At 58.5% G+C, this 18,582-nt stretch carries 14 protein-coding genes and 1 pseudogene; 13 read left to right on the top strand and 2 right to left on the bottom strand.

The annotated features are described in order from the left end of the window. Positions 1–5: 5 nt before the first annotated feature. The 3 genes from QE432_RS00720 to QE432_RS00710 all read left to right on the top strand — a co-directional run bounded on the left by QE432_RS00720 (position 6) and on the right by QE432_RS00710 (position 4,995). Positions 6–941, top strand: coding sequence for a 2-hydroxyacid dehydrogenase (locus tag QE432_RS00720; RefSeq protein WP_065661913.1), 936 nt, complete (start codon positions 6–8; stop codon positions 939–941). 340 nt (positions 942–1,281) lie between these two features. Continuing rightward, complete coding sequence (locus QE432_RS00715; RefSeq protein WP_080850178.1) at positions 1,282–3,432, top strand: putative bifunctional diguanylate cyclase/phosphodiesterase; 2,151 nt, start codon at positions 1,282–1,284, stop codon at positions 3,430–3,432. Positions 3,433–3,939: 507 nt separating this feature from the next. Next, positions 3,940–4,995, top strand: coding sequence for a porin (locus QE432_RS00710; RefSeq protein ID WP_306622929.1), 1,056 nt, complete (start codon positions 3,940–3,942; stop codon positions 4,993–4,995). 244 nt (positions 4,996–5,239) lie between these two features. Here QE432_RS00710 and QE432_RS00705 read toward each other — a convergent pair whose 3' ends face one another. Then, a complete protein-coding gene (locus QE432_RS00705) occupies positions 5,240–6,736 on the bottom strand; it encodes an amidohydrolase family protein (RefSeq protein ID WP_306622926.1) in 1,497 nt (498 codons plus the stop codon). A 168-nt stretch (positions 6,737–6,904) separates the two neighbouring features. On the opposite strand from QE432_RS00705, the gene QE432_RS00700 reads away from it, so the two are divergent. From QE432_RS00700 to QE432_RS00670, 7 genes and pseudogenes are all read left to right on the top strand, one after another. Beyond that, positions 6,905–8,470: an ABC transporter substrate-binding protein gene (locus QE432_RS00700; protein ID WP_111796644.1), complete on the top strand. Its 1,566-nt coding sequence runs from the start codon at positions 6,905–6,907 to the stop codon at positions 8,468–8,470. 171 nt (positions 8,471–8,641) lie between these two features. Further along, entirely contained in the window at positions 8,642–9,610 is a 969-nt protein-coding gene (locus QE432_RS00695) for an ABC transporter permease (RefSeq protein ID WP_004431345.1), read from the top strand. A gap of 18 nt (positions 9,611–9,628) precedes the next feature. Further along, a pseudogene (locus QE432_RS00690) lies at positions 9,629–10,581 on the top strand (ABC transporter permease). 5 nt (positions 10,582–10,586) lie between these two features. Next, the gene (locus tag QE432_RS00685) at positions 10,587–11,780 is read left to right on the top strand and encodes an amidohydrolase family protein (RefSeq protein WP_065660320.1); all 1,194 of its coding nucleotides are present in this window, start codon (positions 10,587–10,589) and stop codon (positions 11,778–11,780) included. Beyond that, on the top strand, positions 11,780–13,273 hold the full coding sequence (locus QE432_RS00680; RefSeq protein ID WP_306622917.1) for an amidohydrolase family protein: 1,494 nt from the start codon (positions 11,780–11,782) through the stop codon (positions 13,271–13,273). Before QE432_RS00685 ends, QE432_RS00680 begins: the two co-directional genes overlap by 1 nt. Beyond that, a complete protein-coding gene (locus QE432_RS00675; protein WP_004431353.1) occupies positions 13,266–14,249 on the top strand; it encodes an ABC transporter ATP-binding protein in 984 nt (327 codons plus the stop codon). Before QE432_RS00680 ends, QE432_RS00675 begins: the two co-directional genes overlap by 8 nt. After that, entirely contained in the window at positions 14,246–15,256 is a 1,011-nt protein-coding gene (locus QE432_RS00670; protein ID WP_111803985.1) for an ABC transporter ATP-binding protein, read from the top strand. The genes QE432_RS00675 and QE432_RS00670 overlap by 4 nt, the downstream gene beginning before the upstream one ends. Before the next feature lie 8 nt (positions 15,257–15,264). Here QE432_RS00670 and QE432_RS00665 read toward each other — a convergent pair whose 3' ends face one another. After that, entirely contained in the window at positions 15,265–15,942 is a 678-nt protein-coding gene (locus tag QE432_RS00665; protein ID WP_004431355.1) for a GntR family transcriptional regulator, read from the bottom strand. A 129-nt stretch (positions 15,943–16,071) separates the two neighbouring features. Here QE432_RS00665 and QE432_RS00660 point away from each other — a divergent pair, with 129 nt between their 5' ends. From QE432_RS00660 to QE432_RS00650, 3 genes are all read left to right on the top strand, one after another. Then, a complete protein-coding gene (locus tag QE432_RS00660) occupies positions 16,072–16,701 on the top strand; it encodes a flavin reductase family protein (RefSeq protein ID WP_013761067.1) in 630 nt (209 codons plus the stop codon). 22 nt (positions 16,702–16,723) lie between these two features. Next, complete coding sequence (locus tag QE432_RS00655) at positions 16,724–17,440, top strand: aspartate/glutamate racemase family protein (RefSeq protein ID WP_013761066.1); 717 nt, start codon at positions 16,724–16,726, stop codon at positions 17,438–17,440. A gap of 115 nt (positions 17,441–17,555) precedes the next feature. After that, entirely contained in the window at positions 17,556–18,491 is a 936-nt protein-coding gene (locus tag QE432_RS00650; protein WP_004431358.1) for a LysR family transcriptional regulator, read from the top strand. Positions 18,492–18,582: the final 91 nt, after the last annotated feature.

Here is an 18,582-nt window from a genome sequence, read left to right as displayed (position 1 = left end):
TATCCATGACTACTGAAATCGTACAACTGTGCCCGCTGATCCCGGCACTGGAAGAAGAACTCGCGCAGCGCTTCACTGTTCATCGCCTGTTTGAGGCGGCAGACAAGGCGGCGTTCCTTTCTGAAAAGGGTGCTGCAATCCGCGGCGTCGTCACCGGTGGCCATATCGGCCTGCCGGCGGATATCGGCGCCGCACTCCCCAATCTCGAGATCGTCGCCATCAACGGCGTCGGTTTCGACAAGGTGGATCTGGCGGAAGCCAAGCGACGCGGTTTCCGCGTTTCCAACACACCGGATGTTCTGACGGCGGATGTCGCTGACCTCGCGCTCGGTCTTGTTCTGGCGCAGGCGCGCAAGCTGCCGCAGGCTGACCAGCATGTGCGCACGGGGCAATGGCTGAAGGGTGATATGGGTCTTTCCACCCGTGTGGCCGGCCGCCGCTACGGCATTTTTGGCCTTGGCCGCATCGGTCAGGCGATCGCCAAAAGACTGGAAGGCTTTGATGCGCGCATTTCCTACACCGCCAGAAACCGTCGCGATGTTCCCTATGATTATCACGACAGCATCGAAGCGCTGGCCGCCAATTGCGACGTGTTGATCATCGCCGCCGCCGCCACCGCCGAAACGCGTCATATCGTCAATGCGGATGTGCTGAAGGCTCTCGGTCCCCAGGGTGTGCTCGTCAACGTGGCGCGTGGTTCGCTTGTGGATGAAAAGGCACTGGTCGAGGCGCTTTCGAGTGGCACGATCGGTGGCGCAGCGCTTGACGTCTTTGAGGATGAGCCACGTGTGCCGGAGGCGCTTTTCGCCTTCGAAAACGTCACGCTCGCGCCGCATGTCGGCAGCGGCACGCACCAGACCCGGCGCGCCATGGCCGATCTGGTTCTCGCCAATCTCGACGCGCATTTTGCCGGTAAAGAGCTCCCCACACCTGTCGTGTGATGGATAAGCAATTGACGGTTGCAGTCAAACGCTGCAGCCGTTGCAGCTCATGAGATTGACTACGAAGTCCTGCAGCTCACGGTTCAGTGCTATGAAGTATTGAATGGGAAAAGCTTGCTTCACGGCGCAGATGCGCCACGGCTCAATGTCGGTTCAAGGCTGGCATCTTGCAGGAGAGGTTTTGCCTTTGCCGACAATCTGATCGCGCGGTATTTGTCGCGCCATTTCGCTTCAATCTCCCGCCGCCGTTCATATTTATATAATATGTATAATCCTACTATTCTGCTTCCTTATACAGTAACGAGGCGGATAGTTGCGTTCCAAAGGCCCGAAGTCACGCTTGCAGAACCGGCCGCCGCGGACGAAGTCCGATGCGCCGCCATCCGACCGGCATGCGCTGCTTGAAGCGATGATCGATCATGTGCCGGATTTCATCTACGCCAAGGACCTGGAAGGCCGCTTTCTCTTCGCCAACCGTGCCATCGTCACCGAAAACGGCTTCGACACAGTCGAGGAACTGATCGGTCTCACCGATTACGATATTAACGGCGATGCGGCGCAGCGTGCCGGCATTCCAGAGACCGAGGCGCGGGTGATGCGCACGGGAGAGCCGGATCTCGGTTTTGAGGAACGCGCAATGCGCGGCGATATCGACCGCTGGCTGATGATGTCGCGCGTGCCGCTTAAGGACAAGAACGGCGCGATCATCGGTGTGGTTGGTGCATCCAGGGATATTACCCAGAAGAAAGCCTCGGAGCGACTGCTCCAGGCGCAGGCGCATATTCTCGAAATGATTGTTGGGGCGGCGCGTATCGAGGATTTTCTCGAAGAATTCGTGAAGGCCATCGAAAACCTCGCTACGGGTCTTGCCTGCGCTGTTCGCGTGTTCGATGCCGCGGCCGGCGAACCCTCAGTCTATGCCTCACCGGCGCTTTCACAGCATGCGGGGGTGACAGCACTCATCTCCAGCGTCAGCGATCCCGAAAGCCTGACCTATCCCGCCGGTAATGTGGCCTTCAGTTTCGATATTCCCGCCAGCGAAGGCAATGCGCACGGTTTCGTGTGGTGCATGTTGGCGGGCCGCAAACCGGATGCGGGGCTTCTGGAGTTCATCGCCGCCGCCGCGCGCATGGCGGGTCTTGCGATCGATCGCAAACGGGCGGCGGAACATATCGCGTTTCTTGCCGATCACGACATGCTGACACGGCTGCCCAATCGCCGCTTTCTGGATACGAGACTGCCGGAGATACTGGCAGCATCGGCAAAAGCGAAGCGGCATGTCGGCATCGGCTTTCTTGATCTCGATAATTTCAAGCAGATCAACGATACGCTCGGCCACAGCGTTGGCGATGCTTTGTTGTCCAAAACGGCTGAGCGCATCTCGCGCAGTCTCGGTCGAAACGATCTGGTGCTGCGGGTGGGCGGGGATGAGTTCGTCATCATCCTGCATAAGCACAAGGACGATTTCGAAAGCCGCCTGCAACATATCCGGGCTGCGGTCTCGCAGCCGCTGCGCCTTGGCAACTACGATATCAAGGTCACATGCAGCATTGGCATGGCATTTTTCCCGGAGCACGGGGAAACCACGGCGGAAATTGTCGCTGCGGCCGATCTTGCGATGTATGAGGCCAAGCATAGCGGGCGAGATGGCATTGCAACCTTCACGCCGCGCATGGCGGATGATCTGAGAAAGAAGTTCACCCGCATCGAGGAATTGCGCAAGGCGGTGGAAAGGGACGAATTCGTTCTACACTATCAGCCGCAGGTCGACCTTCTGACCGGTCGCATCAGCGGCGTGGAGGCGCTGGTGCGCTGGCAGCACCCGGTGGAAGGTCTGCTCGGCCCCGCGGAATTCATCGGCCTTGCGGAAGAAACCGGCCTGATCGTGGAACTTGGGGAAAGCGTTCTGAAGAAAGCCTGTCTTCAGGCGCAGGCATGGTGCAATGCCGGGCTGCCGCCCGTCAAAATGGCGGTCAATATTTCACCCAGGCAATTTCAGGGCGGCCTTGTGGAGCAGATCAGGTCTGCGCTCACGCAATCCGGCCTTGCACCGTCTCTGTTGGAAATTGAGATCACCGAAACCCTCATCATTCAGGATGTGGAAACATCCGTGCGGATCATGCGCGTCATCAAGGAGATGGGCGTCAGCCTGGCACTGGATGATTTCGGCATTGGTTATTCCTGTCTCGGCATGCTCAAGACCTTCCCCCTGTCGTGCATGAAGATAGATCGGTCGTTCCTCACCCATCTGCCGGAAAAAACCAAGGACAGCGCCATCGTCTCCATCATGATCCAGCTTGCGGGGTCTCTGGGCATCGATGTCATTGCCGAGGGCGTCGAGACCGGCGAGCAGGCAGCGTTTCTGCGCGCTGCCGGCTGCCCCTATGGTCAGGGTTATTACTTCAGCCGCCCGGTGCAGGCGGATGCGATCGAGGCAATGTTGGGGACTATGATGACTTTCCCCGCTGGTCTATCGAACGACAGGCAATAATTCCCACCTCGGTGGCCTGCCTCTAACCGGATTCGCCGGACGCGAATTGGCGGAAGGCACGTTGCGCTGTCTTTGCCGCATAGTGTCGGGAGGGAGTGCGGCTATATCACCCGTCTTGCGACCCCACGCGGCATTAAAAGCCCGCATCCCCTCATCTTCATCCATGAAACTTGATGCCTTTCCCAAGCGATTGCGGGATTGGGCGCAAGTTTGCTCTAGTATTATAATTCAAAAATATTAGAAATAATTTGCGCTATAACTAAGTAATAAATATCGAAATCACCAAATAAAACATTTATGTATTATATATTAATCTGTTAATGTGTTGTAATTTTACTACGTGATTTGAATGTATTCTATAAGTGTATTTGTATTCTTTAGATTTGAATTGCGAGTCTCCCGTAATTTCTGCCATTTGCTGAATCAGCGCAGAGAAGCGGGCGGCAGGGAAAAGACCAGCCCTCGGTTTTGCGCATTCGTTGAAAAATTTTTGACTGGAGATTAAAAATGAACATCAAGAGCCTCCTCATCGGCTCCGCTGCCGCTCTCGCAGCAGTATCCGGCGCACAGGCCGCTGACGCTATCGTCGCTGCCGAACCCGAGCCCATGGAATATGTTCGCGTCTGCGACGCCTTCGGCACCGGCTTCTTCTACATCCCCGGTACCGAAACCTGCCTGAAGTTCCAGGGCTACGTTCGCTTCCAGACCGACTTCGGCCGTGACAAGGCTGGCAAGTCTGATTGGGACGCATTCACGCGCGCCCAGTTCGAAGTTGACACCCGTACCGACACTGAACTCGGCGCTCTGCGTGGCTTCATCGGCCTGCGTGGTGATGCTGATACCGGTTCTGCCGCTGCTTCCACCACTTCTGGTTCCAGCGACAAGGGATCCGCAGTTTTCGTTCATCAGGCCTTTATCGAAATCGCCGGCCTGAAGTTCGGTAAGTTCCTGAGCTGGTGGGATGATGGTCTCTCCGGTGAAACGGACGATGTGGCGACCAACGCTTTGTTCAATTCCGTTCGTTACAGCTATGAAGCGGGTTCTTTCTGGGCTGGTGTCTCGGTTGACGAACTCGAAGGTATCGCGGTCGGCACGTTCAACAAGAACAACAACACAAGTAACAATGTCGGCGTCGTTGTTGGCGCTGGCACGAAGATCGATAGCGTCTCTCTTCAGCTCATCGGTGGTTATGACACTGACCGCGAAAACGGCTCTGTTCGCCTGATCGCAACAGCTGGTGTTGGTCCTGGCACGTTTGGCCTGTCTGGTGTTTGGGCTTCCGGCGCAAACGCTTACTACAATGCTTCCGAGTGGGCTGTTGCTGCCGAATACGCCATCAACGCAACCGACAAGCTGAAGATCACCCCCGGCTTCCAGTACTACAGTGGCTACGGCCTCGTCTCGTTCGACAAATTCTCGAACAACGACGCCTGGAAGGCTGGCCTGACGGTTGACTACAAGATCACGGACGGCCTCTCGGCAAAGGTTGCTGCAAACTACCTCGACGTCGACACCAAGCCTGAAGCCTGGACCGGTTTCGTTCGCCTGCAGCGCGCATTCTAATAGCCATAAGAAAAAAGCCTAAACCGGATTAGATGACTCAGATCCACCCCGCTCTTGAGCGGGTGAGTGCTAGCTCCAGTCAAAGTTCCTGACATGATGTTAGGTTTGCTCCCCGGACCCCTCCAGGCCGGGGAGATTTTGTTTTGAGGAAAGTTCCGGCAGATTTTTGTCAACAATGTCGTTGCGGGCATTTGCGGGCGGGTCGCTGGGTTGGCAGGTTGCCGGTCCTGGAGATCAGGTTGCGCTATCGCTCGCCAGGCATTGGTACCGGCGGCTGGGGAGGGTGCACTGGCTCTTCGAAGGTTCGCAGCAAACGGCCCCAGCCCGGATCATGCATATGCGCTTCAAGACCCGCGCGGGCGGCAAGCGCCAGTGCCTCTTCCTGTCCAAAGGAGAGAGCCGCATCGACGTCAGTCGTCAGAACAAGGCCGTTTTCCATCAGCATCTTGCCATCGACGAAAACGGTATCGACGTCGCTTCCCAGAACCTGATGCACGAGACGGTGCACCGGCATCCACATCGGCATCAGATGTGGCTTGCGCATGTCGATGACGACGACATCGGCCTTTTTGCCAATTTCGAGCGAGCCGATTTCATCTTCCATGCCGATGGCGTGGGCGGCGTCGATGGTAATCATTTCGAATATCTTGCCCGGCGGCAAAAGGTAGCGATCGTGATTGTGCAGCAGGTGCTGCGTGAATTGCGCCAGACGGGCGGTCTGGAGCATATCGAAGTGACGGCTGGGTGCCGCGCCGTCGGTGGTGATGGCTACTCGAATCCCCTTGGACATCATTTCCATGATCGGCGTTGAGCGGCCCGGCGGGGCGTGGGTCACGCGCGTGCCGGTTTCCGCCAGAATGTCGATTTCTTCATGCGAGATGCCCCAGCAGTGCTGGAGGTGGATATCCGGGCCGAGAAGCGCATTTTCCTTATCCTGAAACGCCATGCGGATTTGTCCCGCAAATGCATCCGAATGTAGCCTGACGCCCATTTTCCGGGCTGTCTCGCGTATTCGGCGTGCCTGCATGCGGTCGTTTTCCGTCAGTTTCACCGCCTGGTCGGGGCTTGAAGCGTTGGAGGGTTCCACCGAGGGAACGATGGTAAAGGGTGTCAGAAAAACACTGATGCGTCCGTCTGCCGTTCCGTTCAGGGCGTCGATCGTGGCTTCGCTGCCCTCAATCATTTCCTCGAAGCTTACATTTCGGCGCTCCGGAGAGCCGCTTTCCCATCGGGTCACCGGGTGCGGCCAGGGCAGGCCGGGTCCGGAAGGTCCAACGCAGATGATTTCACGAAGCCCGATTTCGTCATAAGCGCGGGCGTGGTTGATGGCAAAGACGGGGTCGTCGGCGCGTGGCATCGAGGTGATGATGCTGGTACCGGTCGTCACGCCGGCGCGAAGCCGCTCGATGCCGGAGACCAGGCCGTCCGCATACCAGTAATCGCGTGTGACGTAGTGATAGTAGGTCGGCGTAACGACCTTCATCCACATGGCGTTGGTGTCGGCCGCAATGCTGCGGATCAGCGCGTGCCCTGCATGGCCATGGGCGTCAATGAGGCCGGGAATGATGAGTTTTCCCCGGCAATCTATGATCTGCTTGTCGGTGTGACGTGGCGCCAGCTGCGCTGCTGTACCGATGTCGACAATACGGTCGCCCTGAATGGCAAGGCCACAATCCTCGATGATGCGTCTTTCACGATCCACCGTCACCATCGTGCCGTGCAGCAGCAGAAAATTCCCCATTTCGTCCTCTCCCTCATTGACGTGCAGCTTGTATCCATAACGCAGTGATTTTGGATACGATAATTGTCAACAATATTATTGACAATACGGCTGTGCGAAACAATACTCCGCCTTGTCCGGCCGGTAGGTCTGCCGGCTATCCAATGATTTATAAAAAGGGGGGATCAAATGTCCCGAATTAGAAGTTTCGTTCTGGCCGCCATGGCCGCCGCCGCCATTGCCGTTCCCGCAAACGCAGAAACCCTGCGTTGGGGCGGTCGCGCGGATCTTTACTCGCTTGATCCGTATTCGGTGCCTTCCACCTCCAACCTCGCCTTTCTCAATCATATCTATGAAGGGTTGGTGCGTTACGGGCCGGACTTCAAGATTGAGCCGGCGCTTGCGACGGAGTGGAAACTTGTTGATGAAAAAACATGGCGTTTCACCCTGCGCAAAGGTGTGAAGTTCCACGACGGTGCTGAGTTTACCGCTGACGATGTCGTTGCATCTTTCACGCGCGCTTCGGATGCCACCTCACCATTGCGCGGCAATATTCCGGTTTTCGCCGGCGTGAAGAAGGTCGATGATTACACCGTCGATCTGAACGTCACCGCGCCCACCTCGCTTTTCCTCAACGACATCACCAATATCTTCATCTTCAACGCCAAGTGGTTGAAAGATAACAACAGCGAAAAGCCGACCGATTTCGCTTCCAAGGTCGATGGCTACACGACGATGCACACCAACGGCACCGGCCCGTTCAAGCTTGAGAGCCGTGTTCCCGATAGCAAGACGGTTCTTGTCGCGAACGATGCCTGGTGGGATCAGAAAAAACACAATCTCGATCGCATCGAATTCGTGCCGATTGCCTCGGCCGCAACCCGCGTTGCAGCTTTGCTCTCCGGCGAAATCGACCTGATCGATTCCGCGCCGATCCAGGATCTGCCGCGTCTGGAATCCTCGCCCAACATCACGGTGAAGAAGCGCACCGAGCTGCGTACGCTGTTCATCGGTTTCAATCGCCGCGAAAAGCTGGAAGACGGCAAGCCTAACCCGTTCAACGATCTTCGCGTTCGCCAGGCATTCGAGGCGTCGATCGATCGTGATCTCATCAACAAGAAGGTCATGCGCGATCTTGCAAGACCGTCCGGCTCGCTTATTGCGCCTGAGATTGCGGGTTACGCCAAGTCGCTTGATACCTACCAGCCTGCCGATCCGGCAAAGGCGCAGAAGCTGCTTGCCGATGCAGGTATGAAGAACCTTGCATTCACCTATACCTGCATGAATGACGAAAGCATCAACGAGGAAGACATCTGCTCCGGCGTTGCCAACATGCTCAAACGCGGCGGTTTCCAGCCGACAATCGACATCGCCCCGCGTTCGGTACAGTCTCCCAAGCGCAATGGTGGCAAGGCCGATGTCTTCAACCTTAGCTGGGCGAACGAGCCCACGCTCGATGCCTTCTCGTTCCTGTCGCAGATCCTCTCGACCCGCAAGGGCGCGATGGGCGTATCCAACTATGGAGGCTGGTCTAACCCCGAGATCGACAAGCTGGTGGATCAGGCAGCACACGAGCAGGACAATACCAAGCGTCTCGCGCTTGAAGAAGCTGCATTGAAAATCGCCAAGGACGAGACGATGCTTGTTCCGCTGCACCAGCAGCCCATCGCCTGGGCCATGCTCGGAAAGGTCAAGAGCGTTGATTTCCGCGCCGACAACAAGCCGCGCCACTGGCTGACGCAGGTCGGCAGGTAATCTGGACTATCAGGGAGGCATTGGGCATTTCGCTGAACGCCTCCCTGAATGCTCCGCTGCCGGTGCAATTGTTGACAATGTTACGGGCGCATGCGGCCCGTACCCCGTCTCTTGCAAAAATGGGCAAACCTGCCTGCCTTTTGGCCACGGGTTTGCATCCGAGAGGTTACAATGCTGGTTTTCATCATCAAGCGTATGGGAAATGCCATTCTGGTCATGCTTTCCGTCGCGCTTATTGCATTTCTCATTTTCAGGCTTGCCGGAGACCCTGTCGAGCTGATGGTGGGGGAGCAGACATCGCAGGAAGATCGCGCCGCCTTGCGTGAGCGTCTTGGTCTTAACGACAGTCTGCCAACGCAATATCTGCGGTTTGTCAAAGATGCCGCCCAGGGCAATTTCGGCGTTTCCTATCGCAACGGCCAGCAGGTGCTGCCGCTGATCGCGGAGCGGTTTCCAGCCACGCTGGAACTGGTTCTGGTGGCCACGATCATATCGCTTGTCGTCGGCCTGCCGCTTGGGGTGCTGACGGCGATCAGGCGCGGAAAGTGGTATACGGAGGGCCTGCAATTCCTGTCGATTGTCGGCGTCTCGCTGCCAAGCTTCGTTGTCGGCATTCTGCTTATTCTCGTCTTTTCGGTCAGCCTCGGCTGGGCGCCGGCCTTTGGGCGCGGTGATGTCGTGCAGCTCGGCTGGTGGTCCACCGGCCTGCTCACCTCATCGGGGCGTGCCGCACTCATTCTGCCTGCCATCGCGCTCTCGCTTTACCAGATCACGCTCGTCATGCGTCTGGTCCGCGCTGAAATGCTGGAGGTGCTGCGGTCCGACTTCGTGAAGTTCGCCCGTGCACGAGGCATTCCCCGCTGGCGCATATATTTCCGCCATGCGCTGCGCAACTGTCTTATGCCTGTTGTGACGCTGACGACGATGAATGTCGGTTCGCTCATCGCTTTTGCGCTCATCACCGAGACGGTGTTTCAGTGGCCGGGCATGGGCATGCTGTTCATACAGGCGGTGACGTTTCTCGATATCCCCGTCATGGCGGCCTATCTCTGCATCATTTCCTTCATCTTCGTTGTCCTCAACACGTTCGTCGACATTGCCTATGCGGTGATCGATCCGCGTCTGCGCACTGCGCGCTAACCGAAGGGAGCCGGTTTCATGGCCACAGACCTTCCGCAAACGGCAAAACCTGCCCGCCCGTCGCTCATCAAGCGCATACGCAACAGCGATCTCTACTGGTCGTTCAGCCACAGCAGATCGGCCAAGATCAGCGCGCTGATCCTTGCAGTCCTCATCCTCGCCGCCGTTTTCGCGCCCCTGATCGCACCGCAGAACCCTTATGACGGCGCGTCGCTCGACATGTGGAAGGCCGAACTGCCGCCGGTGTGGCAGGAGGGCGGCGAATGGCCCTATCTGCTCGGCACGGATACGCAAGGGCGCGACATGCTCTCCGCTATCCTCTACGGCACGCGCATATCGATAGTCATCGGTGTTGCCTCGGTGGCGCTGTCCTTGGTCATCGGCATGACTGCCGGGCTTGTCGCCGGTTACTTCGGCGGTTTTGCCGATAATCTCCTGATGCGCATCGGCGATATCACGCTCTCCATTCCGACAATTCTGGTGGCAATTCTCGTCTCCACGGTCGTCAGACAGATGCTTCCGGACAATCTTCGCGAGGTCGGCGCATCTGCCGTGCTCATTCTCGCCATCGCGCTTTCCGCCTGGGTGCAATATGCGCGCACCGTGCGTGCCCAGGCGATTGTCGAAACCGGCAAGGACTATGTGCAGGCGCGGCGAAGCTGATCGGCGTTCCCGCGCGCCGCATCATGGCAAACCATATTCTGCCCAATACGCTGACGCCGATCATGGTTGCCGCCACGCTCAACTTCGGCATGGCGATCCTGACCGAAGCGACGTTGTCGTTCCTCGGCATCGGCATGCCACCCAGCCAGCCGTCGCTCGGAACGCTGATCCGCATCGGCAACCAGTTCCTGTTTTCCGGTTCCTGGTGGATCGTGTTGTTTCCCGTTTTCCAGCTCTGCCTGCTCGTCGTCACCGTCAACCTTCTGGGTGACTGGCTGCGCGATGCGCTCAATCCGAAACTGAGGTGAGTTCCATGTACGATCTTCTGCTCCGCAACGTCAGGCCCATGGCGGGCGACACCTGCGATATTCTGGTAAGACAGGGAAAGATTGCCGGTTTTGGAAAATTCGAAGCCGAACCCGGCATGGCGGTCGAGGATGGCAACGGCGCAATCGTCGCGCCCGGTCTCATCGATGCACACACCCATCTCGACAAGACGACATGGGGCATGCCCTGGCATGAGAACAACCGTGCCGCCATCCTGCGCGGACGGATCGATTTCGAGCGCGAGAACCGCACCCAGATCGGTATCGATCCGCACCGCCAGTCCATGCGCCACGCCATCGGCCTTGCTGCAAACGGCGGCACGCATATCCGCAGCCATGTGGATATCGATCCGACCCACGGCCTGAAGCTTGTTGAAGGCATATGGGAAACACGTGAGAAGCTGAAAGGCATCATCGACATAGAGGTCGTTGCCTTCCCGCAGTCCGGCGTCATGGTCATGCCCGGCACGGTGGAGCTGCTGGACGAGGCCTTGAAACAGGGTTGCGAAGTCCTTGGCGGCATCGATCCCTGCGGCATCGATCGCGATCCCAAAGGTCAGCTCGATATCCTCTTTCAACTCGCGGTCAGGCACGGCGTGCCGATCGACATTCATCTGCATGAGGCTGCCGATCTCGGCGCCTTCACGATGGAGCTGATCTTCGAGCGTATTCGTGCCAATGGCATGGAAGGCAAGGTCGCAATCAGCCACGCCTTTGCGCTGGGCATGAATGATTACATCAGGGTCGGCAAGCTGATCGATGAAATCGCCCGGCTCGATGTGGCGATCCTGACGACGGGCGCGCCCTCGGCAACCGTGCCGTCGATCATGCGGTTGAAGGAAGCCGGCGTTCGCGTTGGCGGCGGTTGTGATGGCATTCGCGATACCTGGGGACCTTGGGGCCAGCCGGATATGCTCGACCGGGCCAAGATCATCGGCATGAAGAACGGCTTGCGCTCGGATATCGAGCTTGCGCATGTCCTGCATGTCGTCTCGCAGGGCGGTGCCGATGTCATGGGCCTCAAGGATTACGGTCTTGAGGTTGGCTGCTCCGCCGATTTCACGCTGCTGACCGGCGAAACATTGGCCCATGCCGTTGTCGATGTCGCGCCGCGGCCCATGGTCGTAAAGGGCGGACGCGTGACCGCCAGAGGCGGCAAGGCGGTGGTGGAGGCGCCATGATGAGCAATCCGCTACAGTCTATCGCTCTCGGTGAACGCCCCTCCGGTCGCACGCTGCTCACCGCAAGCTGGGTGGTCGGTCATAAGGACGGGTCTCACCGGCTGTTGAAAAACGGCGAAGTGGTTTTCGAGAACGGCGAAATCCTTTTTGTCGGCCATGGCTTTCCAGGCGAGGTCGCGCGCCGCGTCGATTTCGGCAATGCTCTGATCAGCCCCGGCCTGATCGACCTCGATGCGCTTTCCGATTTCGATACGACTATTTTGGGGATCGACAATCATCCCGGCTGGGCGAAGGGCCGTGTTTGGCCGCGCTCTTATGTCGAGGCCGGTCCTTACGAGATGTATTCCGAGGAGGAGCTTGCCTTCCAGAAACGTTTCGCCTTTGGCCAGCTTCTCCTCAACGGCATCACCACGGCGGCACCCATTGCCTCGCTGTTTTATCGTGAATGGGGAGAAACGGTCGCTGAATTCGAGGCTGCGGCCGATGCTGCCGGCGAACTTGGTCTCCGGGTCTATCTCAGCCCCGCCTTCCGCTCCGGCGGCATGGTGCTGGAAGAGCCGGGACGCATGGTGCCCGTGTTCGATGAGGAGCGCGGTCTTCAGGGGCTGAAGGAAGCAGTGTCGTTCATCGAACGGCAGACCGGAAGACACGGCGACCTCGTCCGCGGCCTTCTGGCACCTGATAGGGTTGAAACATCGACGCTCACCCTGCTGGAAAGAACCGATGCGGCCGCCCGTGATCTCGGCTGCAAATTCCGGCTGCATATGGCGCAGGGCACCATGGAAGTTGACACGGTTCGCAAGCTGCATAGCTCAACCGCGCCGGTATGGCTCGCAAAAGCAGGCCTGCTGAGCGACCGCCTTATCGCGCCGCATGCCACCAATGCGACGCAGGAAGATCTGGCGCTCTATGCGGAAAACGGCGTGTCGATCGTCCACTGTCCGCTGGTGTCGGCCAGAAGCGGCAGTACGCTGTCGTCCTTCTCCGCGTGCCGCCAGCTTGGAATAAACATTGCGATGGGCACCGATACGGCGCCCGCCGACATGCTGATGAACCTGCTTGTCGGTCTCATAATCTGCCGCATCAATGACGGTGCTCCAGATAAGGTCCGCTCAGCCGATCTGTTCGACGCCGCCACACTCGGCGGCGCTCGGGCGCTGGGTCGCTCCGATCTCGGACATCTTTCCAAGGGTGCGCGCGCCGATATCGCGGTCTTCGATCTGGATGACACGGTCATGGCGCCGAGCCTCGATCCGATCACAACAATTGTCACCGGCGGTTCAGGCAAAATCACGCGCGCCGTGTTTGTCGATGGTCGTCTCTCCATGCGGGAAAGACAGGTCGCGAACATCGACATGGCGAGCGCCCGCATTCAGGCGCAGGCACAGTTCGATGGGCTGATCGCGAAATATCCGGAGCGAAGCTGGGCCAATCCGCCCGTTTCGGAAATCTTCCCCCCGAGCTACCCGGTGGAGGTGAATACCAATGGATGACATGAACCAGTCGGTTATCGATGTCCGCAATTTGAAAGTCGAGTTCCCTGGCCGCCGGGGAACGGTGACGGCACTTTCGGATATCAGCCTTTCCATCCGCCCTGGCGAAATCCTCGGTGTGGTCGGGGAGTCCGGTGCCGGAAAATCCATGACCGGCCTTGCGATACAGGGCCTGCTCGAAAAACCGGGTCGCATCGCGGATGGCGAAATATGGCTTGGGTCGCGTCGTATCGATCAACTCGATGACAGGGCGATGGAAAGCATCCGTGGCCGGGAAATCGGCGCGATTTTTCAGGATCCGCTCACCTCGCTCAATCCGCTGTTCACGGTTGGCGCGCAGCTTGTGGAGACAATCCGCCAACATCTGCCGCTTTCGAAAAGGGATGCAAAGGCACGCGCAGTCCAGCTTTTGCGTGATGTCGGTATTCCATCTCCGGAAGAGCGCGTCGATCACCATCCGCATCAATTCTCCGGTGGTATGCGCCAGCGCGTCGTCATAGCGCTCGCACTTGCGGCGTCGCCGAAACTGATCATCGCCGATGAACCGACGACGGCGCTTGACGTGTCGATCCAGGCGCAGATCATCTCGCTGCTGCGCAAGCTCTGCAAGGAAAAGCAGACGGCTGTCATGCTGGTCACCCATGATATGGGCGTCATCGCCGAGGCAGCCGATCGCGTTGCCGTGCTTTATGCTGGCAGGTTGATAGAGGTGGGGCCGGTCGAACAGGTTCTCCATGCGCCGAGGCACCCCTATACGCAGGGCCTGATGGCCTCCATTCCTTCGCTCGGCGCGCGAGTGGAACGGCTCAACCAGATCGACGGTGCCATGCCGCGTCTCGACGCCATCCCGCCCGGATGCGCCTTCAATCCGCGCTGCGGGTTCTCAGGACCGCGCTGTCTTCGCGAGCGGCCGGAACTGGAAGCGGTGGGTGATGGCGCCAGCGCTTGCTGGATGAATGCAGGAGGTACAGCATGAACACGCCGGTTCAAAGAACACCCGCATTGACGGTCAAGGGCCTCACCAAGACCTTCGATGTCTCTGCCCCATGGCTCAACCGGATCATTGAGCGCAAGCCCCGGCAATTCGTCCAGGCCGTAAACGACATCGATTTTACGGTTCCGGCGGGCGGCTGTCTCAGCATCGTAGGGGAAAGCGGCTGCGGCAAGTCCACGGTTGCCCGTCTGGTGACCGGGCTGTTCCGGCCAAGCGCGGGTGATTTCCACTTCGCCAAGGGTCGCAAGGATACACCGCTTTCGGCGCAGATGATCTTTCAGGATCCCTATGCCTCGCTCAATCCGCGCTGGCGGGTGAAGAATATCATTGCCGAACCCATCCGCGAACTGAAACTTCGTGCGACCCGGGCCCAGACCATGGAACGGGTGGAGGAACTGTTGCTGACGGTTGGTCTGTCTGCTTCGGACGGCGAAAAGTTTCCGCATGAATTTTCAGGCGGCCAGCGTCAGCGCATCTCCATTGCCCGCGCTTTGGCAAGTGAGCCCGAGTTTCTGGTCTGTGACGAGCCTACATCGGCACTCGATGTATCGGTGCAGGCGCAGGTGCTGAACCTGATGCGACGCCTCCAGGACGAGTTGGGGCTGACCTATCTGTTCATCAGTCATGACATGAGCGTGGTTCGCCACATGTCGGATCGCATCGCGGTCATGTATCTTGGCCGCATCGTGGAGGAGGGCGACACGGAGGAGCTGTTCGCCCGCCCGCGTCACCCCTATACCCAGCTTCTGCTGCAGACCATTCCCAATATCGACGCGCCGCGCCGTGACCGGGAACTGGTTGCCGGTGAAGTTCCAAGCCCGCTCAAACCGCCATCGGGATGCACGTTTCATCCGCGTTGCCCGCTTGCAACGGCGCGCTGTTCGGCGGAGGTGCCAAAGGTGCGCACGCTTGTCGGCGGCACACGTGTCGCCTGCCATCTGGTGTCGGACGAAGAAGAGCTGGTTGTGAAGGAAAGAGAACTCGTCTGACCGTCGGGTCAGGCGAGTGCGGCGCGCAGATCGTGGGAAAGGTCGCGGATTTCGCTGAGATCGAGTTCCGCTTCCACGTGTTCCAGATGGTGGGTCATCAGATGCGTGGCTTTCGCCGGGTCGTTATTGGCAATCGCATCGACGATTTCCGCATGCTCGTCCGGTCCGCAATTGAAGCGGTCGGTGTTGCGGTAAACGGCGGTGATGAGAGAGGAACGCGAAATGAGGTCGCGCATGGTGGTGAACAGGAAATCGGAACCGGCCGTTTCCGCAAGCAGCAGATGGAACCCGCCGGAGAGCTTGATGATATCTGTGGTGATGTTGTGAGCATTGGCCACGCGCTCCTTGGCGACATGGTCGCGAAGCCGTTTCAGATCGGCCTTGGTGGCCGATTTGCACAGACGTTCAACGACACATTGCTCCACGGTGCGACGCACGAAAAACACGTCTCTGGCTTCTTCGACCGATGGTTTCGAAACGAAGGCGCCGCGATTGGGAACGATGGTGACGAGACCGTCGCGCTCCAGAACGGACAGGGCCTGACGGATACGTGCACGGCTGACACTGAAAATTGTCGCCAGTTGTTCTTCCTTCAGCTGCACGCCGGGACGCAGCCGCCGCTCAGCGATGGATAGCCAGACTTTCTCGACAATTTGCTGTGTGGACTGGCCGTTCTGCTCGGTCATTTTGTTCGCTCTCCATTAGGGTTAGAAAAGCGTGATGCCGCCGAAAAAGTCAACTGTTTCAACAGGGTTTTGGTTGCACAATTGTCAACAATATGAAACAATATTGTATACTATAAACGGGACAGTGTCATGGAATTCGACTTCACCACGCTTGAGCCACAGAGCCGCTATCGGTTGCTGACGAATTTTATTGGTCCACGGCCGATAGCGCTTGTCACGACCCGCTCGGAAGCGGGCCACAACAATGCAGCGCCGATGAGCTTTTTCAACGTCTTTTCCCATGATCCGCCCATCGTTGTTCTCGGAATCCAGCCGCGTCTGAATGGCGAGGAGAAGGACACGATGGCCAATATTCGCCGCACCGGCGAGTTTGTCGTCAACATGGTCGATATGACTATATCCGAACATATGCTTGTCTGCGGCCTCGGTTTCGACAGCGAGGTCGATGAACTTTCCATGGCGCAGCTGACGCCGGCGCCCTGCAACAAGATCGATGCAAGCTTTGCAGCGGAATCGCCCTGCGCCTTCGAGTGCCGGGTGGAGCGTCTGATCGATTATCCGCGGCGGACGCTGGTGCTGGGGGAAGTCGTGCACATGCATGTCCACAGGGACTGCCTCGACAAGGAGGGGCATTATGTCGATCCGGACCGATACCAGCCGATCGCACGCCTCCATGCCGACAATTACATTACCTCGGATCGCCAGTTCGTCTTGAAGGCGCCCCCCATTACCGACTTCATCAAGCCAGATGGCAAGTGACAGTCCCGAAAGGCTGACCTGAATGCATATTCGTCTGATCAACCCGAACTCAACCGCCTCGATGACGGCGCAGGCGCTCGAGAGCGCCTTGCGCGTCAGGCAGGCGGATACGAAGATTTCCGCTGCAAACCCTGTCGATACGCCGGTCAGTATCGAAGGCGGGGCCGATGAGGCGCTGGCTGTTCCCGGCATGCTGGAGGAAATCCGCAAGGGCGAGCGGCTGGGCGTCGATGCCTATGTCATTGCCTGCTTTGATGATCCGGGCCTGCATGCGGCGCGCGAAGTCGCGCGTGGTCCCGTGATCGGCATCTGCCAGGCCGGCATTCAGGTGGCGATGACGATCAGCCGCCGCTTTTCCATCATCACAACGCTGCCGCGCTCCATCCCCATTATCGAAGATCTCGTCGATAGCTACGGTGCACAGCGGCATTGCCGTAGGGTTCGTGCCATCAATCTGCCGGTGCTGGGTCTTGAAGAGGATCCGCTTGCAGCCGAGGCGATGTTGATCCGCGAAATCGAAGCGGCCAAGAAAGAAGATGCGGCAGAAGCCATCATCCTCGGTTGCGCCGGCATGTCCGCACTGTGCGACAGGCTGCGCGAGGCAACCGGCGTCCCTGTCATCGATGGTGTCACGGCCGCCGTCAAGCTGGCCGAAGCCCTGGTGGGCGCGGGTTACGTGACATCCAAGGTCAATGCCTATGATTATCCGCGGGTGAAGGAAACCAAGCTCGTCGCCTGACCGGGAAACGCGGGTGCGGCAAAGCGCCTCCACGGCGTTTGCGACAAAGCTCGCCTCGCTCTAGTGTCTGCTTTCGCGCCGGTCCGCAGAATGGTCGCGCGGGATGGGAGGCAGGATGATCGACAAGCTGGAGTTTTTCATTGCACTTGCGCGTGCGGAGCATTTCGGGCGGGCCGCGGAGGAGTGCGGCATATCGCAGCCGACGCTGTCTGCGGCCATCCGGCAACTGGAAGATCAGCTCGGTGTCGTGCTCGTCGTGCGTGCGGCGCGATATCAGGGCCTGACGCCGGAGGGGCAGCGGGTTCTCGAATGGGCAAGGCGTATCGTTGCCGATACACGCACGATGCGGGAGGAAATGCGCGCTGCGCGTAAAGGTCTCGCCGGCCATATCCGGCTGGCCGTCATCCCCACCGCTCTTGCCATGGTGCCCAGGCTCACCGAACCCTTTCAGGCGCGTCACCCGGCAGTCACGTTTTCCGTCACCTCCCGCACGTCGTTGCAGGTTCTCAGCCAGATCGAAAATCTCGAAATCGACGCGGGAATCACCTATCTCGACAACGAACCTCTGGGCAGGGTAACGACGGTTCCGCTTTACTCGGAGCGATATCACCTGATTGCGGCCGCAGGCACGCCTCTTGCCGATCAAGAGAGCGTGACCTGGAAGCAGGTTTCTGGTCTTCGGCTTTGCCTATTGACTTCCGACATGCAAAACCGCCGCATTATCAACAAGCACATGGCCGAAGCGGGTGTTGAAGCGAAACCCACGCTCGAATCCAATTCGATGATTGTACTGTTTTCCCATATCCGAACCGGACAATGGGCTTCAATTATGCCGCGTAACATCGCGGAATCGTTTGGTTTTCCAAAACAGATTCGAATGATCCCGATTGTCGAGCCCGATGCCGAGCATCTTGTCGGCCTCATCGCCACCTATCGTGAACCCCATACGCCACTCGTTTCCGCACTGCTGCATGAGGCCCGATTGCGCGTCGCGGCCTCCGCTTTTGATAGAAATTTCCTATCGACTGACGGAAAGACGATATTGACCTGATCTTGCTCCGCTCGCCATTCTTTCGCCATCAGGCAGCGCGGCGCGCCGGATAAGGATGTGGAGGTCCTCCGGTTCAAACGCTCACCACCTG

Origin of the sequence: Agrobacterium sp. SORGH_AS_0745 (assembly GCF_030818995.1) — a bacterium.
In the GTDB taxonomy this organism is placed as follows: domain Bacteria; phylum Pseudomonadota; class Alphaproteobacteria; order Rhizobiales; family Rhizobiaceae; genus Agrobacterium; species Agrobacterium tumefaciens.
This window is presented reverse-complemented; position numbering and strand designations above follow the sequence as displayed.